The sequence below is a fragment of the Ralstonia sp. AU12-08 genome (assembly GCF_000442475.1).
Lineage (GTDB): Bacteria > Pseudomonadota > Gammaproteobacteria > Burkholderiales > Burkholderiaceae > Ralstonia > Ralstonia insidiosa.
On sequence record NZ_ASZV01000024.1, the window covers coordinates 74,887 to 99,835 of the forward strand.

The window sequence follows — 24,949 nt, forward strand, 5'->3', positions numbered from 1 at the left end:
CATGAACGCCACTGTCGCGCACAACGACCCGCTTCTGATCGCTCGGCACGCTGATGTGCTGGTCACGATGGATGCGCAACGCCGCGAGATCCCCGACGGCGCCCTGGTGGCGCGCGGTGGCGTGATCGAATGGGTGGGTGCCACGGCCGATCTGCCGACGCAGTATCGCGATGCCGCTCGTGACACAACCCGCCAGCCCAACGTGCGTGTGATGGAGCTGCGCGACCACGTGGTCACGCCCGGCTTCGTCAACACGCACCACCACATGTATCAAAGCCTGACGCGCGCCCTGCCCGCTGCGCAGGATGCCGAACTGTTCGGCTGGCTCACGAACCTGTATCCGGTGTGGGCGGGTCTCACACCTGAGATGGTGCGTGTGTCGACACTCACAGCGATGGCGGAACTGCTGCTCTCGGGCTGCACAACCTCCAGCGACCACCTGTATTTGTATCCCAACGGCAGCCGGCTCGATGATTCGATCGAAGCTGCGCAGCAGATCGGCATGCGCTTTCACGCCGCGCGCGGCAGCATGAGCGTCGGTCGCAGTCAGGGGGGCCTGCCACCGGACCGCGTGGTCGAGGGCGAAGAAGCCATCCTCAAGGAAACGCAGCGCCTGATCGAAACCTGGCACGACGCCGATCGCCATTCCATGCTGCGCCTGGTGGTGGCGCCATGCTCCCCCTTCTCCGTCTCGCGCGATCTGATGCGTGAATCGGCCAAGCTCGCGCGCAGCTACGGCGTGTCGATGCACACCCACCTGGCCGAGAACGACAACGACATCGCCTACTCGCGCGAGAAGTTCGGCATGACGCCGGCTGAGTATGCGGAAGACCTCGGCTGGGTCGGCCGCGACGTCTGGCATGCGCACTGCGTGAAGCTCGATGCGCACGGCATCGACGTATTTGCGCGTACCGGCACTGGCGTCGCACATTGCCCCTGCTCGAACATGCGTCTCGCCTCGGGCATTGCGCCCATCCGCACCATGCGCGATGCCGGCGTGCCCGTCGGCCTGGGCGTAGACGGCAGCGCCTCGAACGATGGCGCCCACATGCTCGGTGAAACGCGCCAGGCGATGCTGCTCGCGCGCGTCGGCTTCGGCCCTGCGGCGATGAGCGCGCGTGAGGCGCTGGAAATCGCTACGCTCGGCGGTGCCCGTGTGCTCAACCGCGACGACATCGGCGCGCTCGCCCCCGGCATGTCGGCTGACTTTGTCAGCTTCGACCGCCATCAAGTCAGCTTTGCCGGCGCCGACCACGACCCGGTCGCTGCGCTGGTCTTCTGCGCCCCGTCCAACGTGGCGCACAGCGTGATCAACGGGCGCGTGGTCGTTGAAGACGGCCGCCTGACCACGCTGGAACTCGATGCCCATCTCACGGTTCACCGGAAGCTCGCGCTGGAACTGGCGCAAGCTGCCCGGGCAGTCTCGGCCTGACGTGATGGAGGCTCGCCAATTTCATGACAAGACCGTACTACTGCGGCGTTCCTGCAACAGCGGCAACCCGGCGCCATCAAGCTGCCGCCCCCGCCCGCTGGCAGGAACAACATCCAACCGTGATGTCGTGAATTTGGAAAGCGCCATTTCACCGTCTGACCGGTGTTGTATGAAGTCTCCTCGACCCAAGAAATCATGACCAACAATAGCTATCCGCGCGATCTCATCGGTTACGGCAAAAACCCGCCCAACGCCAACTGGCCGGGCGGCGCGCGCGTAGCACTGCAGTTCGTCCTCAACTACGAAGAAGGCGGTGAAAACTGCGTGCTGCACGGCGATGCCGGCTCGGAGCAATTTCTCTCCGAGATCATCGGCGCGGCGGCCTACCCAGCTCGCCACATGAGCATGGAAGGCATCTACGAATACGGCTCGCGCGCGGGCGTCTGGCGCATCCTGCGCGAGTTTGAGAAACGCGGCCTGCCGATGACGATCTTCGGCGTGTCGATGGCCCTGCAGCGCCATCCGGACGTGACGCAAGCCTTCGTCGATCTCGGCCATGAGATTGCCTGCCACGGTTGGCGCTGGATCCACTACCAGAACATCGATGAGGCCACCGAGCGCGAGCACATGCGCATTGGCGTCGAGATCATCCGCCAGTTGACCGGCAACGCCCCGCTGGGCTGGTACACCGGCCGCGACAGCCCCAACACGCGCCGCCTGGTGGTCGAGCACGGCGGCTTCGCCTATGACGCCGACTACTACGGCGACGACCTGCCCTTCTGGACTGAAGTCGAAGTCTCGGGCGGTGAAAAGAAGCCGCACCTGGTGGTGCCGTACACGCTCGACACCAACGACATGCGCTTCGCCAGCCCGCAAGGCTTCAACACGGCCGACCACTTTTACCAGTACCTGAAGGACGCCTTCGACGTGCTGTACGAGGAAGGCGACCCCAACGGGCTGGCACAGCCGAAGATGCTGTCGATCGGCATGCACTGCCGCCTGCTGGGTCGACCCGGGCGCTTCCGCGCACTGCAGCGCTTCCTGGATTACGTGCAATCGCACGACAAGGTGTGGATCTGCCGGCGCATCGACATTGCGCAGCACTGGATGCAGAACCACCCGTATGCAAAGCAACCCGTTTTGAGCACCGCTGCATGAGCCAGATCACTTACACCCTCTCACAACTTAACGGCATGGACGCAGCGCAGTTCGTGCAAACCCTCGGCGGTATCTACGAACATTCGCCGTGGGTAGCCGAGCAAGCTGCCATGCAGCGCCCGTTTGCATCGATCGATGCGTTGACCGCCGCCATGCGTAAGGCCGTCGACACTGCGGGTGAAGACGCGCAACTCAAGCTTGTGCGTGCTCACCCGGAGCTGGCCGGCAAGGCCGCTGTGCGCGGTGAGCTGACCGCCGAGTCGACACGTGAGCAAAGCGGTGCCGGCCTGAACCAGTGCACGCCCGAAGAGTTCACACGCCTGCAGGCGCTCAACGCCCAGTACAACGAGAAGTTCGGCTTCCCGTTCATCCTGGCGGTGCGTGGCTATGACCGCCACGGCATCATCGACAACTTCAGCAAGCGTGTTGAGAACGACCGCGACACTGAACTGCGTACATCTCTGGAACAGATTCATCGCATCGCCGGTTTCCGTCTGAACGATTTGATTTCAGGCTGACAGCACGACGCTGCAAACGTAGCGAGCACGGGGCGCTGCCCGGCCGGATTGCCTGACCGGCCGGTCCGCGATTGCACCAGAGAGTGCAGCGTGGTGTGCGGCACAAGACCTCACACAGGAGACAGCAACATGCAATGGACCATCAAGCGCAGCATCACGACGCTTGCGGTGTTGTCCGTGTTCACGGTTGTGAACGCAAACGCCATTGGCCAGTCGCCCGCGCCGCAGCCCGCTCAAAAGGCCAGCGCCAACGCTGCGCGCACCACCTACTCCATCGCACAGCTCAATGCCATGAGTGATGCGCAGTTTGTGCAAGCGCTCGGCGGCGTCTATGAGCACTCGCCTTGGGTAGCCGAACGCGTGGCATCGCAGCGTCCGTTTGCCTCAGCCGACGCACTGCGCGCCGCCATGCGCCATGTAGTGGAGCGCGCAGGTGAAGCGCAGCAGATCACGCTGGTGCGCGCTCACCCGGAACTGGCTGGCAAGGCCGCCGAGCGCGGCGAGATGACCGCCGCCTCCACCAGCGAGCAAGGTGGTGCGGGCCTGAACCAGTTGACACCCGAAGAGTTGGTACGCCTGCAAAGCCTCAACGCACGTTACAGCGAGAAGTTCGGCTTCCCGTTCGTCATGGCCGTGCGCGGCTATGACCGGCAGGCCATCTTCGATGCCATGACCAAGCGGCTGAATAACGACCACGACACCGAACTGCGCAATGCGTTAGAGCAGATCAATCGCGTCGTGAGCTTCCGCTTGAATGATTTGATTTCAGGTTAATCAGCAAAAACGCTGTGGGCGCGGTGTCATGGGGCATAGGACACCGCACGGCATGGAACCTGACCGGCCGGCCTGCGACTGCATCAAAGAATGCGGCGCAACCCACAGTGATCTTCAACAACAAAGGAGGTAGCAAATGCAGTCCAAATTCAAGCGTGGCGCTGCTGCGCTGGCAGTGGCATCGGCACTGGGGGCAATGAGTGCCGGTGCGCAAGCGCAATCGTCCGTCACGCTGTACGGCCTGGTGGATGCCTGGGCCGGCATGACCAAGAACCTGGGCGCGTCTGACCGCGCGGCGGTTGTCAACTCGGGCGGCATGTCCACGTCGTACTGGGGCATGAAGGGCAACGAAGATCTGGGCAACGGCCTGAAGGCGATCTTCGCGTTGGAAGCCTTCTTCCGCCCCGACACCGGCAAGGCCGGCCGCTTTGATGGCGACACGTTCTTCGCGCGTAACGCCAACGTGGGGCTGTCGTCCAACACCTGGGGCACGATCAAGCTCGGCCGCATTACGCCGCCGTACTTCGTTTCGACAATCCTGTTCAACCCGTACGGCGATTCGTACACTTTCTCGCCGATGGTGTTCCACACCTACCTGGGCAACGGCCTCACCGGCCCCGGCGGCATCTCGGGTCTGGTGGGCGATTCGGGTTGGAACAACTCGATCCTGTACAGCACGCCGGACTTCAATGGCCTGACCGGCAACTTCATCTACGGTGCGGGCGAGCAAGCCGGCCACAATGGCCAGAACAAGTGGGGCGGCAACTTCCTCTACTTCCACGGCAACTTCGCAGCCACGGCAGCCTTCCAGCAAGTGCGCTTCGATTCGAAACCGGGCGACCTGAACAGCCTGGTGGCAGGCTTCCAGCGTCAGTCGGCAGCACAACTGGGCGCCACATACGACTTCGGCGTGGTCAAACTGTACGGTCAGTACCAGTACATCAAGAACACGATCGCCACGGGTGACGCCAAGAGCAACGGCGGCCAACTGGGTGCATCGATTCCGCTGGGCGCGGGCAGCATCCTGGCATCGTACGCATACACGAAGACCTCGGGTGCCGCAGACGTGAAGCGCAACACCTGGGCCATCGGCTACGACTACTCGCTGTCCAAGCGTACCGACGTGTACGCCGCGTACTTCCGCGACAAGGTCTCGACCCTGTCGTCCGCCGACACCTTCGGCGTGGGCATCCGCGCGAAGTTCTAAGCGGTTGCTTTCCTTGTCACCGCCCGCGTGTCGACAGCGCGGGCGGATCCTTCAAACGGCGTTCCGGGGCTCGGGCGCCGTTTTTTTCTGCCCGCCTGTCAATCTCCCGATCTCGAGCCCGCCATGAAAAACGGCGCCTGAATTGCTTCAGGCGCCGCTTCTCATTCGAGGCCGTCGCACGCAGCGCGGCCCTGGTTTGGCAAGTCAGCCGATCAACGTGCCGCCGACACGTCTGCCACCGCCAGCGCCGTCATGTTGACGATACGGCGCGACGTAGCCGACGGGTTCAGGATGTGCACCGGCTTGGCTGCGCCCAGCAAAATCGGGCCCACCGTCACGCCCTGCCCGCCCGTCATCTTGAGCACGTTGAACGTGATGTTGGCCGCGTCCAGCGTCGGCATCACCAGCAGGTTGGCACTGCCTGCAAACGCGCTCTTCGGCAGGAAGTGGTGGCGGATGTCTTCCGACAGCGCCGCATCACCCTGGATCTCGCCCTCCACCTGCAGCTCGGGCACCTCGGCCTTCAGCAGGTCATACGCCGCACGCACCTTGCGCGCCGACGCACTCTTCGACGAGCCGAACATCGAGTGCGACAGCATCGCCACCTTCGGCTCCTGGCCAAAGCGGCGCACTTCTTCTGCCGCCAGCTTGGTGATGTCGGCCAGCTCTTCGGCGCTCGGGTTCTCGTTGACGAAGGTGTCCGTGATGAACAGCGTGTGCTTCTCCAGCATCAGGCCGTTCATGGCGGCGAACACCTTGGCGTTCGGGGCCAGGCCGATCACGTCGCGCACATGTTCCAGGTGTGCATCGAAGCGGCCGACGGTGCCGCACAGCATCGCGTCAGCATCGCCCAGGCGCACCAGCAGCGCGCCGATCAGCGTGTTCGAGCGGCGCAGCGCCGACTTGGCCATATCCGGCGTCACGCCATTGCGACCCATCAGCTCGTGATACGTCGTGTGGTACTGGTGGTAACGCGCATCATCTTCCGGGTTCACCAGTTCGAAGTGCACGCCCGCCTTCAGGCGCAGGCCAGCCTTCTGGATGCGCATTTCGATCACGTGCGGGCGGCCGATCAGGATCGGCTTGGCCAGGCCTTCGTCCACCACCGTCTGCACGGCGCGCAGCACGCGCTCTTCTTCACCTTCGGTGTAGACAACGCGCTTCGGGTTGGCCTTGGCGGCCGAGAACACCGGGCGCATGGTCAGGCCGGTGTGGTAGACGTAGTCGCTCAACTGGGCGCGATAGGCATCCAGATCCTTGATCGGGCGCGTGGCCACGCCGGACTCTTCCGCAGCCTTGGCAACCGCCGGGGCGATCTTCTCGATCAGGCGCGAGTCGAACGGCTTCGGGATGATGTAGTCCGGGCCGAAAGTCAGGTCCTGGCCAGCGTAGGCCTGCGCCACGGCGTCGTTGGTTTCGGCTTCGGCCAGCTCAGCGATGGCCTTCACGCACGCAAGCTTCATCGCTTCCGTGATCTTGGTGGCGCCGCAATCGAGCGCGCCACGGAAGATGTACGGGAAGCACAGCACGTTGTTGACCTGGTTCGGGTAATCCGAACGGCCCGTGGCGACGATGCAGTCCGGGCGGGCGGCCTTGGCCACTTCCGGGCGGATTTCCGGCTCGGGGTTGGCCAGCGCCAGGATAATCGGCTTCGGTGCCATGGTCTTGACCATGTCGGCCGTCACCACGCCGGCAGCCGAGCAGCCGAGGAAGACATCAGCATCGCGCATGATGTCAGCCAGCGTACGGGCCGACGTGTCCTGCGCGTAACGCGCCTTGTTCGCCTCCATCTTGGCGTCGCGGCCAGCGTAGATCACGCCCTTCGAGTCGACCACGTAGATGTTCTCGCGCTTGACGCCCAGGCCCACCATCACGTCCAGGCAGGCAATGGCTGCAGCACCTGCGCCCGACACGGCCACCTTCACGCTGCCGATCTCCTTGCCAACGACCTTCAGGCCATTGAGCAGCGCCGCAGACGAGATGATTGCCGTGCCATGCTGATCGTCGTGGAAGACGGGGATGTTCAGCCGGTCACGCAGCTTCTGCTCGATGTAGAAGCACTCCGGCGCCTTGATGTCTTCCAGGTTGATACCGCCCAGCGTCGGCTCCAGCGCCGCGATGATGTCAACCAGCTTGTCCGGATCGCGCTCGGCCAGTTCGATGTCGAACACGTCGATACCGGCAAACTTCTTGAACAGGCAGCCCTTGCCTTCCATCACCGGCTTACTGGCCAGCGGGCCGATGTCGCCTAGGCCCAGCACGGCGGTGCCGTTGGTGATCACGCCGACGAGGTTGCCACGCGAGGTGTACTCAGCCGCCAGCGCCGGATCCTGCTCGATCGCCAGACACGGATACGCCACGCCCGGCGAGTACGCCAGCGACAGATCCCGCTGGTTGATCAGCGCCTTGGTCGGGCGCACCTCGATCTTGCCGCGCGTCGGGGCGCGGTGGTATTCAAACGCGGCGCGGCGCAGTTCGGCCTCGGCGCCCTGGTCTTGGGAATCGGGCGAGGCGTCGTGAAGCTTGTCGTTCATGTCGATGAATCCTGATGGAGCCTGATGAGGAGTTCCGCAGATGAGACGCACGTGCGCTCAGGCAGAAACTCCCTGAGACGAAGTGGCAAAAAACAGTGAGAACAGAGAGAAACCGGGAGCAAGGCCGCAGGCGCTGCGGTGCACCGTCAGGAGGGTAGCGACGGCGCGCAGGCTGCGCCGGCCAGGGGTGGCGGTCGGCGCGAGATGGGATGGAGTGACAACGCTCAAGCGAGGGTACGGCTGGCGGCCCGCAAATTAGGTCATGCATTCTAACGTAGACCGCCTGCCAAAACCCACTCAGGCACACTACTTAGCCGCTGGTTTCACCGATGGATCAACGGGCAGTTCCACTAGGATGGGCTGCGCATTCGGCGCCGGGAAATTGGCGAAGGCGCTGCGAATCAGATACGGCATCACCGCAGTCAACGAACCGTCACCCCCCTGAGTCTGCGCGGTCACTTGATAGACCCGCTTGCCCGATGCCGCTTCTTCAATGTCAACGTGATAGGCATAGAACGGCACCTGCACGTTGGTGTCGACATATTGCGGACCCCACGGGCCCCAGGGCCCCCACGGACCACGCCACGGACCCCATGGGCCAGGGCCCCAGTACGGATCGGGGTAGACCGGCTGGCGCACCTGCACAAGGCGTGTGGCGGTCGAATAGTTCAGGCGGACGAGATAGCGTGCGCTGGCACGCGGCGCGCTGGTAAAACCGCGAGCGGCAAGTTGGTCGGACGTCCAGGCCTCGTAGGTCTGGCGCTCCAGGTCATTTTGCTGCGCTGCAGTATGCTCAAACGCATAGGTGCGCGGCGGCGCGTCTTCCCAGCCGGGTTGCTTGAATGCCGTGACCTGGCTGGTGACGGTGCTGGCACAACCCGCCAGCAGGCTGGCCGCCATCAGCGCCCCGGCCATCGGCCAGATACCGGATGGTTTGATCCTCTTGATCCAATTCCACATAGAAAATCCCCCTACTCTTCAATCAGACAGGTTCCGCTGCGCCCGCAAGGCGTTGCGCCGGGCCTTTTACTCAGAGTCACCCTGCACGCCGAAGATTCCCCCAGGGACCTCCCCAGATGGGCCTGAGTACAATGGTCTTTTGCGTTCCGCTACGAGGATGTTACCGATGTTGCGCACCGATACCGCCGTGACGATTTACCGCAAGGATTACGCTGCCCCCGCGTTCCGCATTGATGAGGTGGCGCTGGAGATCGACCTCGTGCCCGAGCACACCCGCGTCGTCAACCGCATGCGCATGACGCGCACGGCAGCAGCCAAGCCGCTCGTGCTGGTGGGCGAAGGGCTGGAGCTGGCGGGCGCAACCATTGATGGCCAGGCCCTCTCCGGCCTGCAGGCCAACGGCGACACACTGACCATCGACGCCGTGCCGGCCGATGTCGGCACCAGCTTCACGCTGGAACTGACGACCTACTGCAACCCGGCAGCCAACTCGTCGCTGATGGGGCTGTACGTTTCCAACGGCAACTTCTTCACGCAGTGCGAGGCCGAGGGCTTCCGCAAGATCACCTACTTCCTCGACCGGCCCGACGTGATGACGGTCTACACCGTCACGCTGCGCGCCTCGAAGGCGGACTACCCCGTGCTGCTGTCCAACGGCAACCTGGTCTCTGAGCGCGACCTGCCGGACGGCCGCCACGAAGCCGTGTGGCACGACCCGTTCAAGAAGCCGTCGTACCTGTTCGCGCTGGTGGCAGGCAAGCTCGAATGCATTGAAGAGCGCATCCAGTCCGCCTCGGGCAAGGAGAAGCTGCTGCAGGTGTGGGTTGAGGCGCAAGACCTGGGCAAGACGCGCCATGCGATGGATTCGCTCATCGACTCGATCCACTGGGACGAACGCCGCTTCGGGCTGGAGCTCGATCTGGACCGCTTCATGATCGTTGCCGTGGGCGACTTCAACATGGGCGCGATGGAGAACAAGGGCCTGAACATCTTCAACACGAAGTACGTGCTAGCCAATGCCGAGACCGCCACCGATGTGGATTTCGCCAACATCGAATCGGTGGTCGGCCACGAGTACTTCCACAACTGGACAGGTAACCGCGTCACCTGCCGCGACTGGTTCCAGTTGAGCCTGAAGGAAGGCCTGACGGTATTCCGCGATCAGGAGTTCTCCGCAGACATGGCCGCGCAAGCAGGCGATGAGGCCGCTGCCGCAAGCGCCCGCGCCGTCAAGCGTATTGAAGACGTGCGCCTGCTGCGCCAAGCGCAGTTCCCCGAGGATGCGGGCCCGATGGCCCACCCGGTGCGCCCTGACAGCTACGAAGAGATCAACAACTTCTACACCGTCACGGTGTACGAGAAAGGCGCAGAAGTCGTGCGCATGTACCAGACCTTGCTGGGCCGCGATGGCTTCCGCAAGGGCATGGATCTGTACTTCCAGCGCCACGACGGCCAGGCTGTCACGTGCGATGACTTCCGCGCCGCCATGGCCGACGCCAACGGCCGCGATCTCACGCAATTCGGCCGCTGGTACAGCCAGGCCGGTACACCAATCGTGGCAGTCGAAGGCCATCACGACGCGGCCACGCGCACCTACACGCTCACGCTGCGCCAGCGCTGCGAGCCGGTCGGTATCGAAGTGAACAGCGGCATCCAGAAGCAGCCGTTCCACATTCCGTTTGCCGTGGGCCTGATCGACAGCCAGGGCCGTGACTTGCCGCTACGCTTGCGCGGCGAAGCTGCATCGCTCTCGCCCGTCACCACGCGCGTGCTCGATTTCACCGAGGCCAAGCAGACCTTCGTCTTCGAAGACGTGGCCGAAGCGCCTCTGCCCTCGCTGCTGCGCAATTTCTCTGCGCCAGTCGTCGTCGAATACGGTTATACGACTGAGCAGCTCACCTTCCAGCTCGCGCACGATTCCGACCCGTTCAATCGCTGGGAAGCCGGCCAACGTCTGGCGACCGACACGCTGCTACGCATGGTGGCGGACATCCAGCACGGCCGCGCGCCTGCAGTCGACCCGGCGCTTGTCGAAGCACTGCGCGCCGTGGTGGCCGACGCCTCGCTCGACCCCGCCTTCCGCGAGCAGATGCTGATTCTGCCCGCCGAGAGCTACTTGGCGGAGCGCATGGATGTGGCCGACCCGGCTGCCATTCACACCGCGCGCCGCACGCTGCTCTGTACGCTGGCTGAAAAGCTCTATGCCGAACTACTGCGCGCCTACCAAGACAACGAAACCGACGGCCCCTACTCGCCCGATGCCGTATCGGCCGGCAAGCGTGCGCTCAAGAACATCGCATTGGGCTATCTGGCGAATACCGAAACGCCCGAGGCACTGGCGCTGGCAGAACAACAGTACGCCCACGCCACCAACATGACCGACCGCATGGGTGCGCTCACCGCCCTGGTCAATAGCTACGCCCCCGGCCGCGAAGCTGCATTGACCGACTTCTACACGCGCTTTGCCGACGACGCGCTCGTCATCGACAAGTGGTTCTCATTGCAGGCCATGCAGCGGGGCGCCACGGGCAAGCCAACGTTGGAAACCGTGCGCGCGCTGATGACACATCCGGCCTTCACGCTGCGCAACCCGAACCGCGCCCGCTCGCTCATCTTCAGCTTCTGCTCGGGCAACCCTGCGCAGTTCCACGCTGCTGATGGCTCCGGCTATGCGTATTGGGCCGAGCAGGTGCTGGCGCTCGACGCCATCAACCCGCAGGTGTCCGCCCGGCTGGCGCGTGTAATGGACCGCTGGCGCAAGTACGTGCCCACGCTGCGCGACGCGATGCAGGACGCGCTCAAGCGCGTAGCGGCGCACCCGAGCTTGTCGCGTGACGTGCGCGAGATCGTCAGCAAGGCGCTGGCGTGAACATTGCGTCAGGTAAAATCGCGCCCGTCTCAGGAGAACCCATGAAGCGCATCAACCTCACCCGCTACCTGATCGAAGAGCAGCGCGAGCACAACACCATCCCGGCCGAGCTGCGCCTGCTGCTCGAAGTCGTGGCGCGTGCCTGCAAGGCGATCTCGCACAGCGTCAACAAGGGCGCCTTGGCCGGCGTGCTCGGCTCGGCCGGCACCGGCAACGTGCAAGGCGAAACCCAGCAAAAGCTGGACGTGATCGCCAACGAAGTGCTGCTCGAAGCCAACGAATACGGCGGCAACCTGGCCGCCATGGCCTCGGAAGAAATGGAATCGTTCTACGAGATTCCGCACCGCTATCCGAAGGGCGAATACCTGCTGCTGTTCGATCCGCTCGACGGCTCGTCCAACATTGACGTGAACGTGTCGATCGGCACGATCTTCTCGGTGCTGCACATGCCCAAGCCGGGCGAAACCGTGACCGAAGCCGACTTCATGCAGCCGGGCGCCAAGCAGGTCGCCGCCGGCTACGCCGTGTACGGCCCGCAGACTACGCTGGTGCTGACCGTCGGCAACGGCGTGCACATGTTCACGTTGGACCGCGAAGTCGGCAGCTTCATCCTGACCAGCCGCGACGTGAAGATCCCCGCCGACACCAAGGAATTCGCCATCAACATGTCGAACATGCGCCACTGGGCCCCGCCCGTGCGCCGCTACATCGACGAATGCCTGGCCGGTACCGAAGGCCCGCGCGGCAAGGATTTCAACATGCGCTGGATCGCCTCGATGGTGGCCGACGTGCATCGCATCCTCACGCGCGGCGGCATCTTCATGTACCCGTGGGACAAGCGCGAGCCAGGCAAGGCCGGCAAGCTGCGCCTGATGTACGAAGCCAACCCGATGGCCTTCCTGGTGGAACAGGCCGGCGGCGCGGCCACCAACGGCCAGCAGCGCATCCTGGACATCCAGCCGGAAAAGCTGCACCAGCGTGTGGCCGTGGTCCTGGGTTCGAAGAACGAGGTGGATCGCGTCACGCAGTACCACCTGGAAGCCGAAAAAACGGCGTAACCACGCCGTGTAAGGGCAGTGTTTCAGCGGCTCTTGCAGAGCGACAAAAAGTTCTGTTAGAATCGCTGTTTCCGACGCCGCTGTAGCTCAGTCGGTAGAGCAGCGCATTCGTAATGCGAAGGTCACCAGTTCGATTCCGGTCAGCGGCACCAGAATTCAAAAAGCCCAGTCTTCATCGACTGGGCTTTTTGCTTTTTGGCTTTCTGAAGCCGATCAGGCCGCCGGAATGCGCAGCTCCTGACCCCATCTGCCACGGCTGTCACGCTCGCCCTGCTTACCGCAGGTTAAGCCGCGCCATGAGCGCAGCAACACCCTCGGTGAGGCATTGCATGCCGACACCAACCTGTAGAAATGAGCGCGCCTTGTGACGCGCCCCCATACGCGACTCCGTCTAGGTTCCAGCACCCGCTGTCGCTGGCGTGCTGGAACCTGAGTCGGATCGTACTTCGCCCTTTCGCTCAGTTGTACGTGTACACCGCGCTCTTGAGGCTGTTGTCCAGCATGCGATAGTTGAACAGCACCGAACGCGTGCCAGAGCTGGTCAGGGCCGGCACTTGCTGCGAGTTCGGCAAGCCGATCACCACCGAGGTCGCACCCCTGGCCACGTTGGTTGACGCGCTATAGGTGCCTTTCAAGTCCACCGTGACAGCGGCGCTGCTGATCTGCTGGGCCGACGGGTTCTGCGCCCAATCCACCGCCAGCGAAGACAGCACGCCGTTGGTGCCGCTGTTGGACGGGTTCAGACCCGCCAGCGTCTGGCTGCCTGGCGTATTCCACGGGAGGTTCACCGCCTGCGTTGCCTGCACCAAATCGGTTAGCAGCGTCTTGTAATAGATGCGGTCCGGCGTGGTCTGTGAGCCATAGAACAACTCAACCTTGTACCGCGCGCCCTTACTGACGGGTGTCGAATCCAGGGTATCCGACGCCTGCGCCCAGACCGGGTTACTGAAATCGCTCCGCGGCGCTGCCAACGTGGTCGCCGCAGAGCCCGTCAGGCCGACCGTGCGGGCGAACCAGAAGTTGGGACAGTTGTACGTGGCCGTGCCGCCGTTGCTGCAACGGGTGGTAGCCGGGACCGTACCAAACTTGTTGCTCACATCCATGTACTGCTGAGTCGGCTCGTTGCTGTCGCCAGTGGGCGCGATATAGACCAAGCCACTGGTAGGCAAACCCGGCCCAGTCACGCGCGCAAAGTTCAGGTTGCCGTTGCTGTTGACGCTGCCCGGACCCATAGCGTTGATCCAGAACTGAATGCCCGTCTGGAAGTGGCTGTAGCTATTGCTGTTGGCGCTGGTGCCGGCAAAGCTCGGATTGACCTGTTCGACCCGGCGAACCTGCAGTCGGTCGATCACCTCCACCGGCTGTTGGTTGCCGACGACCCACCAGTTGGACGGGTGGGCGCTCGACGTGCCGGAGGCGATATAGCGCGCCAGCACAATGACGTTGCCCGGATTGCCATTGATGTCGACGTACTTGACGTTCAGCACGGCTTGGTCGTACGTGGGGGACGACGGCGAGCCTGCAGGATAGAACGCCATGACTTCCGGCACGTTGAACTTGGCGCCGGTCATGGTATCGCTGTTCAGCAGGCCGAAGAGCCATTGCCCAAAAGCGTAGCCGTTATGCAGGAAGGCGATGCCGCCGGCATTGCTCGGGTCCGATGCAATGTTCTGGCAGGCAGGCGCCAGCGACGTCACCTTGGGGCCGCCTTGCGTAGCGGGCAACGTGAAATCCGTACCCAGCACACGCTTCGAGGTCGGCAACGCGAAGCAAGCGGTCAGCGCGTTCGCCAGTGCCTGCGCGCCCTGCGGCAGGCTGGAAACGTTCAACGCCGGCGCGGGCAGCGCTGACCCGCCACCGGTGGCAGTGGCCAGCGGTACGGGCGTGCCGTCCACCGTCGCCAGTTGCAGTTGGCCTGTGGCAGGGTTTTTCGATACCGTCACCACGTCCAGAATCTGGTCAGCCGTGTTGCCAACGCCGGATGACGTCGCTGCAGTAATGCTGGTGGCAAACGGGTCATAGTTGGCTGGCGCACCGATGGCACTCAGCACCGACGCCAATTGCGCCACCACATTGGCGGTGACTGCCTTGAGCGCGGCTGCATCCACCGTCTTTGCGTTGACCAGCGTCAGCGGGTTCCCATCCGGCGCCAGCTGCGCCAGGATGGCGGTGGTCAGCGGGGTAGCGTTGAGCGTGAGCGGCGTGCCGGCCGGCGGCGTGGTTGTGGTCACGCTGGCCAGCGGCGCGGTATTGCCGGTCGGATCGGTCACGACCACAAAGAACGGCGCCGTCTCGCCAGATTTCAGCGTGCACGTATAGGTGCCCAAGGCAGTGGTCGTGATACCGGTTTCCACGCACGGCGAGTTGCCCGTGCTGTCAGTCACGACAACGTTGGCGTTTGCAAGCGCACTACCGGTTGCAGCCGTGCCGGTCAGGCTGGCCGACGCCGGCGTCGCGATGCCGCCGGTGCTGCTACTGCTACCGCTGTCCGACCCACCACCACAACCGGCAACCAACGTTGCGGTTGCCAATGCGATGGCCGTAGCGGCCAAACCCACGCGCCAAGTGTGGCTAACGTGCCCTGCTTCCATAAATCCCCCTGTTCTCGTTCGACGAGGCTTGTTGTGTTTCGTCGATATTGGAAACGCCGGGCACGGCCCTCCCTGGGTCTGCGCCAGCCGCGCACCCCACCAGATTTGCTCACAGTGTGAAGACGCTCGGGGATAGTAAGAAAAGCATCCCGAGAGGCACATCCCCACTTCGGAGGATGGTTCTCCAGAAACAACCTTCCTCCCGGGCGGGGAAGCTGGCCTAGGGATGAAAAAACCCAGTCTTCATCGACTGGGTTTCGTGTTTTGGGCTTTTTACAAGCGTTCAGATCTTGGGGATCCGCAGCTTCTGCCCCGGGTAGATCTTGTTCGGGTCCGAGAGCATCGGCTTGTTGGCCTCAAAAATCACCGGGTACTTGTTGGCATCCCCGTAGGCCTCCTTGGCGATGGCCGACAACGTGTCGCCACGCTCCACGGTGTGCCAATCCGATTCTTCCGACTCGGTATTCACCGACATCTGGTCATCCACCGATTTGATCCCTTCGACATTGCCACAGCACAGGATGATCTTCTCGCGCGTGGCCTGATCCGCCGCCACGCCGAACACCTTGGCGGCATCGCCCTCCACCTGCACGGACAACGCCGTGGCGCTCAGGCCTTGCTGGGCGATGTAGTCCTGAATCGCCTGACCCTTGGCATCGTCAGCGGCCTTGGCGGCGTCGGCATCGGCAGATGCGTCAGCCGGCGCGGCTGCGGCGCTGCCGTGGAACAGCTTCTCGCCAGCCTCTTTGATAAAGTCAAAAAAACCCATAACGACCTCCATAAGTACACAACGGGGAACGGGAAATCAGCAGGCGCAGACAGCCGGGGTGCGCCCTTCGCCGCAGTGTAGCCGCTCACGTGCGGTGTCTCCATGACATGCGCCGGCAAATGCAAACTTTGCGATTGCCGGCATGCTGCAGCGCAACAAGATCACTGGCACAATGGTCTCATGCTGAAACACTTGCGATACGCCGGTGGGGCAAGCACCATCGTCCTCATCCGGGCTATTTGCTGCCGCCAATGAACCGCATCTGGATGAAATCCATTTCCCGGGTGGTCGACGCGCTCACCACGCCAGGCTTTGGCCGCCAGACGTGGCCGCCCAAGCCGGTCCGCCCCGCCAAACCCGGCACACGCCGAGAAACCGGGCGCCACATCCACCCTACGCCCACCCAGGGCACTTTCGCGCGGGAGCAATTCATCTACGAACCGGAGTCGCCGGCCGTCGTGGCACGCCGGCCCGAGTATTGGCTTTACACGCCACCACTACGTGGCAGCAAGCCACCCGCGCTGATGGTGATGCTGCACGGCTGCAAGCAATCGGCCGAGGTGCTGGCGCACGGCACGCGCATGAATGCGCTGGCGGATCGTGAAGGCTTCATCGTGCTGTATCCGGAGCAACCGCGGCGCGCGCATCCGCAATGCTGCTGGCACTGGTACGACCCCGAGCACGTCGGTGCGCTCGAGGCCGATGGCATCTGCCGGCTGGTCGAACAAACGCTGGAGCAGACCGGCGCCGATCCTTCACGGGTGTATCTGGCGGGGTTGTCGGCGGGCGCGGGATTGGCTGGCCTGATGGCACTGCGTCACCCGAGTTTGTTTGCCGCACTGGCGCTGCACTCCGGCCCGGCGCTGGGCATCGCACGTACGCCTGCCTCGGCGTTAAACCTGATGCGGCGCGGCGCTCGCGTGGATCCACTCGAAGCGCTATCGACCATGGTGGATGTAGCAGCCTACCCCGGCATGCCGACGATGCTTCTACACGGCTTGCGCGACGACGCCGTCAACCCGGCCAACCAGGCGCAACTGGCATCGCAGTTTCGCGCACTGAATCACCTGACCGATGCCACCGGCGTGTCCCGCGAAACCTCACGCGGAGACGGGTTCGTCCTGCGTAACGACATGCGTGACGGTGAATGCGTCGTCAGCCTATGCCAGCTCACGGCAACCGGTCACGCCTGGAGCGGTGGCGACCCCCGTTATGCCTTCCACGCACCCGGTCCGGATGCGACCTGGCTGTGGTGGCAATTCGCGCGACGCCACGTGCGCGAGGCCGCGCTGGCAGCCTAGGAAATGCGCCAGCGTCAGAGGTCGATCGACTGCTGAACGCTGCCGTGCCCCAACAACGCGTCGATCAGGCCATAACCGCGCGCGAGGCCAGCATCCTCTGCCGATTCACGCGTCGGCAACGGACGCTCGTCATGCGAATGCGCAACCAGCGTTTCGATGGCTGTCGGGTCTGCACCCGACTCGCAGATGCGCACAACGAAATCCCACAGCCTTGGCGTTGCCGCCCCGCCCTTGACCGACTTGCGTGCGGCGCGCGGAATGGCCAGCACGTAGACGTCGAAATCCTTGTACACCTCGGTGCGCCAGTTCGATTCCACGGTCATGTTGCCTCCCCTCGAGTACGCCGGCATGACAGACACATCGTGTCGACATTGCAAACGCGCCCCGAAAAAGCACAAGCCGGTACATGACCGGCCTGTCTTCATTGCATCAGCATTCGCCCCTCTTGGCGTGACCTGGAGGGCAGTGATAGCGATCATCACGATCGCGGCGGTCGTGGCCCCAGTCGCGGCCTCGGTCGCGGTCGCGATCACGCCAACGGCCATCACCACCGCGATCCCAGCCACCCTCGTGCATTTGCCAGCCACGCGGGCCTTGCTCCCAACGCGGCTCACGCCAGTGGTAGCCCTCACGCCCATGCACGCGATAGCCCGGCCGCCACATATAGCGGCCATCACGCCATTGCCAGTAGCCCGGCGTCCATACGTAACCCGGCGGCATCACGGGAACCGCTTCATAACGCGGCGGCGGCGGTGCATACGTCGGGCCAATCTTCACACCAATGGACACCTGCGCCTGCGCAGGCACGGCAATCGACGCCGCCACACCAGCCGCAGCCAGGCACGTGGCGAGAATCCATGCGTTCTTTTCCATCGGGGGATCTCCTTCTTCTGCAATCAAGCTTGAATCGATCCTAGCATCGGCCAACGTCACCATCCCTAGGGTGTTACGCGGCGTTACCTTCGTTACCGGATGCGGAAACCGTGTTCACGTTTGCGTGACGCGGCCCTCGCGCTTCTTCAAGCCATGCGCAGAATGCCTGCACTACCTCGTCACCGAGGTTGCGTGCCGGGCAATACCAGTAGTAACTGCGTGCGGCAAGCGCCAACGCCGGAAATGGCGCGACCAACCGCCCCTCCTCCAGGTCTTCAGTGATGAGCGCCGACGGCCCCATCGCCACCCCAAGCCCATCGATAGCCGCCTGGATCGACAAGTAGAAATGCTCGAACGTGAGCGCGTGTGCAGGCCGCAGATTGGGCACGCCCGCCAGTACGAGCCAGCTCGGCCAGATCGAGGGCAGTGTGTCTGAATGCAGCAGCGTGTGTCGCCGCAAATCCGACGGCGCATCCAGCGGCGCGCGCTTGAGCAGTGCCGGGCTGCATACGGGAAAGCGGCTCTCATCCAGGAAGCGCCCCGACCGAAACCCCGCGTGGATCTCCGGCCCGCCGCGAATGATCACGTCATAGTTGTCCGGCAGGTCTTCGATCTCTTCGATGGACGTGGTGAGCCGCACCTCCACGCGCGGAAACCGCATCTGAAAAGTCGACAGACGCGGAATCAGCCAGCGCATCGTGAACGTCGGGATGCTGTTCACACGCAGGATGCGCGCCGCATCGCGATCGCGCACCGACTGGCTGGCCACGCTGATGCGATCAAGCGCCACACCAATCTCCGAAAGATAGCGCTGCCCCGCATCGGTCAGCTCCACACGCCGGTTCAAGCGTCGAAACAGCGGCACGCCCAGCCACGCTTCCAGCACCTGAATCTGCCGACTGATGGCGCCATGGGTGACGTTCAATTCCTCGCCTGCACGCGTGAAGCTCAGGTGGCGCGCCGCCGACTCAAAAGCACGCACAGCATTCAACGGAGGCAGTTTGCGCATGTCGCGTGAGTTTTTTGCACAGATTGAGTCAGTATATATCGATTGTTGATCACAATCTGCGGCGATACGCTGTCGCTTTCCCACTCAAGCCGATGCGCCGTCGAGTGAGAAAAATCGACTCGACCTCCAATCCCCGCTCATCGTGACTCCCGCCGTCATCGCCCTGGTTCTGTGCGCCGCCCTGCTCCACGCCTCGTGGAATGCGCTGCTGAAAAGCGGCTCCGACCGCCTGCGTGCAATCACGCTGATGACGCTGGCTTCCGGCTTGGCCGCGGTGCCGATGGCAATCGCGCTTCCGTTGCCGGCCCTGGCTGCGTGGCCATACGTGGCGCTGTCCGCCGTGCTGCACGTCGGCTACAACGTGTTTCTCGCGCGGGCCTACCGGTTTGGAGAATTCGGGCAGGTGTACCCGATCGCGCGCGGCTCGTCACCGCTGCTGGTGACGATAGGCGCCGCACTGTTTGCAGGTGAGATGCCCGGCGCGATTGCGCTTGCGGGCGTGGTGCTGGTCAGCGCCGGCATCCTGAGCCTGGCGCGCGGTCGCAAGGCGGACCTCGGCTCCACGCTCGCCGCACTCATCACTGGCGTGTTCATCGCGTGCTACACGGTGTGCGATGGCATTGGCGCCCGCGTGGCCGGCAACGCGAATGCGTACTCCGCATGGCTGTTCATGCTCGATGGCCTGCCGATGGTGCTGCTCTATCGCGTATGGAAAGGCCCACTGAACATCGATCTGCGCGACACCGACACGCTCAAGACGTTCGGTGGCGGCGTAGTCTCACTCGTCGCGTATGGCATCGTCATCTGGGCCGTGACGCTCGCGCCAATGGGGCCGGTATCGGCCCTGCGGGAAACGTCGGTGGTGTTTGCCGCACTGCTTGGCCGCGTCTTCCTGAAGGAATCGCTCACGGCGCGGCGCCTGTCGGCCTGCTCGGTCATTGCCTTCGGCGCCTACTGCCTCGGACACCCGGCGTGAGCACGGCGCTCATGCGGCTTATTCAAGCAGCGCGCGGCGGGTACTTGACCTCCAAGATGTCGATCTGTTCGACGCCCGCGGGCGTGCGCAGCGGCACCGTGTCGCCCTCGCGCGCCTTGATGAGCGCACGCGCAATCGGCGAAATCCAACTCACGTAGCCCTTATCGAGATCGACCTCGTCCATGCCGACGATGGTGATGGTGGTCTCATTGCCTGCTTGGTTGGCATAGGTGACCGTCGCGCCAAAGAAAATCTGGTCGTTGTCGCCCTGCAGACTGGCGTCGACCACTTCCGCTTTCTCGATGCGGCGCGTGAGGAAACGGATGCGACGATCGATTTCGCGCAGGCGCTTCTTGCCATAGAGGTAATCGCCGTTCTCGGAGCGATCACCATTCGATGCCGCCCACGACACGATGCCGACCACTTCGGGTCGCTCCGTGTCGATGAGGTGCATCAACTCCGAGCACAGGCGCTCATAGCCAGCGGGCGTGATGTAGTTCTTCGAGCCCGGTGGCAGCGGTGCGGCGCCCTCGGGCAGATCGTCTTCGTCATCGCCGGCGTCTTCCCGGACGAAAGCCTTGTTCATGATAGAAGCAACGTGGGTTCAGAACCCTATTATAGAAAGTCGGCCCTCCAGAAGAAAAAGTGAAGAAGGGGGTTCACAAGGTCGAAAAACTCTGTATAATCTCATTTCTCGGTTGCGGCTGTAGCTCAGTTGGATAGAGTACTTGGCTACGAACCAAGGGGTCGTGGGTTCGAATCCTGCCAGCCGCACCAACCTAATAAAGACAAAAAGGGCTTCCAAAAGTGGAAGCCCTTTTTGCTTGTCAGCGCTCACCGGTAAGCTGCGCACGCGCCACAAGCGCAAGGCGTCGACAAGAAAACCGAGGATCAAGAAGCGGAATCGACAGACCTCACCTTCTTTCGGGCATCGCGCGCGTCGCAACGCGTGATTCGCCACTAGACACTCCGCAGATCACATGTATAATCGCGCCCTTCGGTTGCGGCTGTAGCTCAGTTGGATAGAGTACTTGGCTACGAACCAAGGGGTCGTGGGTTCGAATCCTGCCAGCCGCACCAACCTGATAAAGACGAGAAGGGCTTCCAGAAATGGAAGCCCTTTTCTTTTGCTCGCGCCCGCCATCAGGGTGACACGCGCGCAGACCACAAACAAAAAGGCGAAGCCAATCGGCCTCGCCTTTCTTTTGCATCTGCGCCTCGCCCTGGCTAATCACCGCGATCCCGCGCAATGCGGATCACATCGGGGTTGCGCCGCAACGCCCGCATCACGTCGGCCAGATGCACACGGTCGTGCACCTGGATCAGGAACGTCATATACGTCGCCTCCTGATCGCCCTCTTGCTCCATCGACACGTGCGCCACGTTGGCATCGGCCGAGGTTAGGTCCGCCGCCACACGCGCAAGGATGCCCTTTGTATTGCGCACGAGCACCTTGATCGACACGTCGAACGCGCGCGTGGTGTGCTCAGCCCACATGACATCGATCCAGTGTTCCGGATCCTTGCTGTGCAGGCGCTTGGCCACGCGACATTCCTGCGCGTGAATCTGCAGCCCTTCACCCTTGCCGATATAGCCCACGATGGAGTCACCCGGGATCGGCCGGCAACACGACGAAAACGCCATCGCCATGCCCTCATCACCGCTGACGGTAACGGCAGGCGCTTCTTCGTTGGCGAACGTGTGTACCGCGGCCATCAGGGCTTCGTCACCCTCGTGCCCGCCTTCTTGCAGCACGATCTCGATGCGACGCGCGATCACGGCCGGTACACGGCGGCCAAGCGCGAGATCGGCAAAGATATCTTCACGGGCCTTGTTGCCAGTCCACTGCACGATGCGCTCCCACACTGGAGCAGGCACCGCCTTCATGTCGATGCCGATCTGGCGCAGTGCCTGGTCCAGCAACCGCTCGCCAAGCTGAATGGCCTCATCGAGCTTGGCCGTCTTGAGGAAATGGCGGATCGCCGCGCGCGCCTTGCCGGTACGCACGAACGTGAGCCACGCCGGATTCGGCTTCGAGTACGGCGCCGTCACGACCTCAACGATGTCGCCGTTCTTGAGCTCCGTGCGCAGCGGCAACAGCGCGTTGTTGATCTTGACCGCCACGCACTGGTTACCCAGGTCACTGTGCACCGCGTAGGCGAAGTCCAGCGCCGTGGCACCGCGTGGCAGCGCGCGGATCTCGCCCTTGGGTGTGAACACGTAGACAGCGTCCGGGAACAGGTCGATCTTGACGTGCTCCAGGAACTCCTGCGAATCGCCCGTCTGGCTCTGGATGTCGAGCAGCGACTGCAACCATTGGTGCGCTTGCTGCTGCGCGCGATCGGGCTCGTCGTGATGCTGCTTGTACATCCAGTGCGCAGCCACGCCGGCTTCTGCAATCTGGTTCATCTCGCGCGTGCGGATCTGGAACTCCACCGGCGTGCCGAACGGCCCCACCAGTGTCGTGTGCAGCGACTGATAACCGTTGATCTTCGGGATCGCGATGTAGTCCTTGAACTTGCCGGGCATCGGCTTGTACAGGCTGTGCAGCGCACCCACGGTCATGTAGCACTGCATCTGCGTGTCGACCACCACGCGGAAGCCATACACATCCAGCACCTGCGAGAACGACAACTGCTTGTCGTGCATCTTGCGGTAGATGCTGTAGAGCGTCTTCTCGCGCCCTGTGAGTTCTGCCTGGATACCCGCATCGGCCAGCGCGCGCTGCGCTGTCTCAAGAATGCGCGTCACCACCTCGCGACGGTTGCCGCGGGCCGCCTTCACGGCCTTCTCGAGCGTCGCATAACGGAATGGCGAACCGATGCGGAAGCTCAGTTCCTGCAGTTCGCGATACGTCGTATTCAGACCGAGTCGGTGCGCGATCGGCGCGTAAATCTCCATCGTCTCGCCCGCGATGCGGCGACGCTTTTCGGGCGGCACATGGTCGAGCGTACGCATGTTGTGCGTGCGGTCGGCCAGCTTGACGAGAATCACGCGCACATCGCGCGCCATCGCGAGCAGCATCTTGCGGAAGCTCTCCGCCTGCGCCTGCTCGCGGCTTTGGAATTCCAGCTTGTCCAGCTTGGTCAGGCCGTCGACCAGCTCCGCGACCTTGGGGCCGAATTTCTCGGCCAGCTCGCTCTTGGTGACACCCTGATCTTCGATCACGTCGTGCAGCAGCGCCGCCATGATCGATTGCACGTCCAGCTTCCAGCCCGCGCAGATCTCTGCCACGGCCACCGGGTGCGTGATGTACGGCTCACCGCTCTGACGATACTGGCCGAGGTGCGCTTCGTCGGAGAAGTGAAACGCCTCCTTCACCAGCTTGATATCGGCCGGCTTCAGGTACGACGACAGCTTCTCGGTCAGCCCCGAGATGGAGACCACCTGCTGACGCGGAGGCGTGGCCGGCTGCGAGGTCGGGCCGAACAGATGCCGATAGGTCTGCTCCAGCACCGCATCGATGAAGAGCTTGTCGCCTGTCGCATCAGACCTGGCCTCTTGCTCGGCACCTTCCGCAGCTTGCGCCTTGGTCGATTTTGGCGCTTTCGGCAATAGCGCAGACCGCTCGCCTACCAGGTCCGCACCACGCGGGTCAGGCAGGTTCGGCGCCCCCGTGCGAGGTGACGCGGGGCCGGAAGCGGAAGTCGGCATGGAAACGAAGGAAGCAGTGGAAGACCCAGGCTGCGGTGTAGAACCACTCGCCGCGTCCGACGTGTTGCCGGACGACTCCGCCGGCGACACGTTGTGCTCGTGCGTGGCGGAGCGTTGGTTCCTGGGCGAAGAAGAAGCGGGCGAGGTAGGCATGCCGGGGTCTTGTGCGTTCGCGGCTTTCACATCCACGAAAGATCGCAAGAACGATCAGTGACCAAGGCAGCGAACCACGCCGGGTAATGCGTCAGCTCAGGACGGAACCTTCTTGAGCATCTCGATACCGACTTGGCCGGATGCGATCTCGCGCAGCGCGGTCACGGTCGGTTTGTCCTTGGCATCGACCTTGGGCGTGTGGCCCTGTACCAACTGACGGGCGCGGTATGTTGCGGCCAGCGCCAGTTCGAAGCGATTCGGAATCTGTTTCAAGCAATCTTCGACGGTAATACGCGCCATGAAAACTCCACCTGGTGGCAAATCTTGTTGATCTCGGTATTTTAGCAGCAGCGCGGCACTCGGCCCGGATTGCACCTCGGCGCAGGCTCTACCACACTTTTACAAAAGCGCCGGAAAATGCCGGCGCTTCATGTCGTTCAGTGAATGCCCAACTCGACGAAAAGCTCGCCGTGGCGCGCCTTCTGCGCACCAAAGCGCAGGCGCGTGGCCTGCACCACTGTGCGCAATTCAGTGAGCGCGGCTTCGAACACTTCGTTGATGATGATGAAGTCGGCCTCGGGCGCATGTGCCATCTCGGAACCCGCAGCCAGCAGGCGGCGCACGATCACGTTCGGCTCGTCCTGACCGCGCTTCTTCAGGCGATCTTCCAGTGCCGTGAGCGACGGCGGCAGGATGAAGATCTCGACTGCATTGGCAAAGCGCTTATGCACCTGTTGCGCGCCCTGCCAGTCAATCTCGAGCAGCACATCGGTACCGGCGCGCATCTGCTCTTCAATCCACACGCGCGAGGTCGCGTAGTAGTTGCCATGCACCTCGGCCCATTCGAGAAACTCGCCGCGATCACGGCAGGCCTTGAACTCCTCGACGGTCATGAAGTTGTACTCACGGCCGTGCTGCTCGCCGGGACGCGGCTGGCGCGTGGTGGCCGAGACCGACAGGCGGATCGACGGGTCCTGCGCCAGCAGCGCATTCACCAGCGTCGATTTGCCGGCGCCGGAGGGTGCCACGACCATGAACAGGCTGCCCGGGAAATGGTTCTCAATGGGCGTATCGACGGCAGAGTGCGCTTGAGAGGATGGCATGTTCTAGTTC

The 24,949-nt window shown here is 63.2% G+C and carries 20 protein-coding genes and 3 tRNA genes; 12 read left to right on the forward strand and 11 right to left on the reverse strand.

Translation table 11 applies throughout. The features are described from left to right. Position 1: 1 nt before the first annotated feature. The 5 genes from C404_RS43215 to C404_RS43230 all read left to right on the forward strand — a co-directional run bounded on the left by C404_RS43215 (position 2) and on the right by C404_RS43230 (position 5,089). Positions 2 to 1,432, forward strand: coding sequence for an 8-oxoguanine deaminase (locus tag C404_RS43215; RefSeq protein ID WP_021195032.1), 1,431 nt, complete (start codon positions 2 to 4; stop codon positions 1,430 to 1,432). Between the two features lie 195 nt (positions 1,433 to 1,627). Then, on the forward strand, positions 1,628 to 2,590 hold the full coding sequence (gene puuE, locus C404_RS43220; RefSeq protein ID WP_031329394.1) for an allantoinase PuuE: 963 nt from the start codon (positions 1,628 to 1,630) through the stop codon (positions 2,588 to 2,590). Next, positions 2,587 to 3,108, forward strand: a complete 522-nt coding sequence (uraD, locus tag C404_RS43225) for a 2-oxo-4-hydroxy-4-carboxy-5-ureidoimidazoline decarboxylase (RefSeq protein ID WP_031329395.1) — start codon at positions 2,587 to 2,589, stop codon at positions 3,106 to 3,108. The genes puuE and uraD (C404_RS43225) overlap by 4 nt, the downstream gene beginning before the upstream one ends. 291 nt (positions 3,109 to 3,399) lie before the next feature. Beyond that, on the forward strand, positions 3,400 to 3,882 hold the full coding sequence (gene uraD, locus C404_RS0129975) for a 2-oxo-4-hydroxy-4-carboxy-5-ureidoimidazoline decarboxylase (RefSeq protein WP_049286102.1): 483 nt from the start codon (positions 3,400 to 3,402) through the stop codon (positions 3,880 to 3,882). Between the two features lie 136 nt (positions 3,883 to 4,018). Continuing rightward, on the forward strand, positions 4,019 to 5,089 hold the full coding sequence (locus tag C404_RS43230; protein WP_021195036.1) for a porin: 1,071 nt from the start codon (positions 4,019 to 4,021) through the stop codon (positions 5,087 to 5,089). A gap of 212 nt (positions 5,090 to 5,301) precedes the next feature. On the opposite strand, the gene C404_RS43235 is transcribed toward C404_RS43230, so the two are convergent. Together C404_RS43235 and C404_RS43240 are read right to left on the reverse strand one after the other, a co-directional pair. Beyond that, the gene (locus C404_RS43235) at positions 5,302 to 7,623 is read right to left on the reverse strand and encodes an NADP-dependent malic enzyme (RefSeq protein ID WP_021195037.1); all 2,322 of its coding nucleotides are present in this window, start codon (positions 7,621 to 7,623) and stop codon (positions 5,302 to 5,304) included. A gap of 306 nt (positions 7,624 to 7,929) precedes the next feature. After that, complete coding sequence (locus tag C404_RS43240; RefSeq protein ID WP_031329397.1) at positions 7,930 to 8,583, reverse strand: DUF4136 domain-containing protein; 654 nt, start codon at positions 8,581 to 8,583, stop codon at positions 7,930 to 7,932. A gap of 166 nt (positions 8,584 to 8,749) precedes the next feature. Here C404_RS43240 and pepN point away from each other — a divergent pair, with 166 nt between their 5' ends. The 3 genes from pepN (at position 8,750) to C404_RS43255 (ending at position 12,662) form a co-directional block, all read left to right on the forward strand. Next, the gene (gene pepN, locus C404_RS43245) at positions 8,750 to 11,452 is read left to right on the forward strand and encodes an aminopeptidase N (RefSeq protein ID WP_021195039.1); all 2,703 of its coding nucleotides are present in this window, start codon (positions 8,750 to 8,752) and stop codon (positions 11,450 to 11,452) included. 41 nt (positions 11,453 to 11,493) lie between these two features. Continuing rightward, entirely contained in the window at positions 11,494 to 12,510 is a 1,017-nt protein-coding gene (locus C404_RS43250) for a class 1 fructose-bisphosphatase (protein WP_021195040.1), read from the forward strand. A 76-nt stretch (positions 12,511 to 12,586) separates the two neighbouring features. After that, positions 12,587 to 12,662: transfer RNA gene (locus C404_RS43255), tRNA-Thr, on the forward strand. A 306-nt stretch (positions 12,663 to 12,968) separates the two neighbouring features. Here the strand turns inward: C404_RS43255 and C404_RS43260 are convergent. Continuing rightward, positions 12,969 to 15,068 (reverse strand): hypothetical protein, encoded by a 2,100-nt coding sequence (locus C404_RS43260; RefSeq protein ID WP_235180654.1) that lies wholly within the window; start codon positions 15,066 to 15,068, stop codon positions 12,969 to 12,971. Between the two features lie 316 nt (positions 15,069 to 15,384). Continuing rightward, positions 15,385 to 15,870 (reverse strand): peptidoglycan-binding protein LysM, encoded by a 486-nt coding sequence (gene lysM / locus C404_RS43265; RefSeq protein WP_021195042.1) that lies wholly within the window; start codon positions 15,868 to 15,870, stop codon positions 15,385 to 15,387. Between the two features lie 266 nt (positions 15,871 to 16,136). Here lysM and C404_RS43270 point away from each other — a divergent pair, with 266 nt between their 5' ends. Further along, on the forward strand, positions 16,137 to 17,171 hold the full coding sequence (locus C404_RS43270; RefSeq protein WP_031329400.1) for an extracellular catalytic domain type 1 short-chain-length polyhydroxyalkanoate depolymerase: 1,035 nt from the start codon (positions 16,137 to 16,139) through the stop codon (positions 17,169 to 17,171). A 14-nt stretch (positions 17,172 to 17,185) separates the two neighbouring features. Here C404_RS43270 and C404_RS43275 read toward each other — a convergent pair whose 3' ends face one another. The 3 genes from C404_RS43275 to gcvA form a co-directional block, all read right to left on the reverse strand. Next, the gene (locus tag C404_RS43275; RefSeq protein WP_021195044.1) at positions 17,186 to 17,494 is read right to left on the reverse strand and encodes a hypothetical protein; all 309 of its coding nucleotides are present in this window, start codon (positions 17,492 to 17,494) and stop codon (positions 17,186 to 17,188) included. Between the two features lie 106 nt (positions 17,495 to 17,600). Then, positions 17,601 to 18,044: a YXWGXW repeat-containing protein gene (locus C404_RS43280; RefSeq protein WP_021195045.1), complete on the reverse strand. Its 444-nt coding sequence runs from the start codon at positions 18,042 to 18,044 to the stop codon at positions 17,601 to 17,603. A 73-nt stretch (positions 18,045 to 18,117) separates the two neighbouring features. Continuing rightward, a complete protein-coding gene (gcvA, locus tag C404_RS43285; RefSeq protein ID WP_021195046.1) occupies positions 18,118 to 19,053 on the reverse strand; it encodes a transcriptional regulator GcvA in 936 nt (311 codons plus the stop codon). A 142-nt stretch (positions 19,054 to 19,195) separates the two neighbouring features. On the opposite strand from gcvA, the gene C404_RS43290 reads away from it, so the two are divergent. Next, positions 19,196 to 20,029: a DMT family transporter gene (locus C404_RS43290; protein WP_021195047.1), complete on the forward strand. Its 834-nt coding sequence runs from the start codon at positions 19,196 to 19,198 to the stop codon at positions 20,027 to 20,029. Between the two features lie 22 nt (positions 20,030 to 20,051). Here the strand turns inward: C404_RS43290 and greB are convergent, their stop codons facing one another. Then, complete coding sequence (gene greB, locus C404_RS43295) at positions 20,052 to 20,615, reverse strand: transcription elongation factor GreB (RefSeq protein ID WP_021195048.1); 564 nt, start codon at positions 20,613 to 20,615, stop codon at positions 20,052 to 20,054. Positions 20,616 to 20,729: 114 nt separating this feature from the next. Between greB and C404_RS43300 the strand changes: the two genes are divergently transcribed. Both C404_RS43300 and C404_RS43305 read left to right on the forward strand, forming a co-directional pair. Continuing rightward, positions 20,730 to 20,806 (forward strand) — tRNA-Arg (locus tag C404_RS43300). A 226-nt stretch (positions 20,807 to 21,032) separates the two neighbouring features. Next, a tRNA-Arg gene (locus tag C404_RS43305) sits at positions 21,033 to 21,109 on the forward strand. A 147-nt stretch (positions 21,110 to 21,256) separates the two neighbouring features. On the opposite strand, the gene C404_RS43310 is transcribed toward C404_RS43305, so the two are convergent. The 3 genes from C404_RS43310 to gmk all read right to left on the reverse strand — a co-directional run bounded on the left by C404_RS43310 (position 21,257) and on the right by gmk (position 24,939). After that, entirely contained in the window at positions 21,257 to 23,836 is a 2,580-nt protein-coding gene (locus tag C404_RS43310) for a RelA/SpoT family protein (protein ID WP_374754745.1), read from the reverse strand. Positions 23,837 to 23,932: 96 nt separating this feature from the next. Then, complete coding sequence (gene rpoZ / locus C404_RS43320) at positions 23,933 to 24,136, reverse strand: DNA-directed RNA polymerase subunit omega (protein ID WP_004630929.1); 204 nt, start codon at positions 24,134 to 24,136, stop codon at positions 23,933 to 23,935. Positions 24,137 to 24,273: 137 nt separating this feature from the next. After that, the gene (gmk, locus tag C404_RS43325; RefSeq protein ID WP_031329402.1) at positions 24,274 to 24,939 is read right to left on the reverse strand and encodes a guanylate kinase; all 666 of its coding nucleotides are present in this window, start codon (positions 24,937 to 24,939) and stop codon (positions 24,274 to 24,276) included. Positions 24,940 to 24,949: the final 10 nt, after the last annotated feature.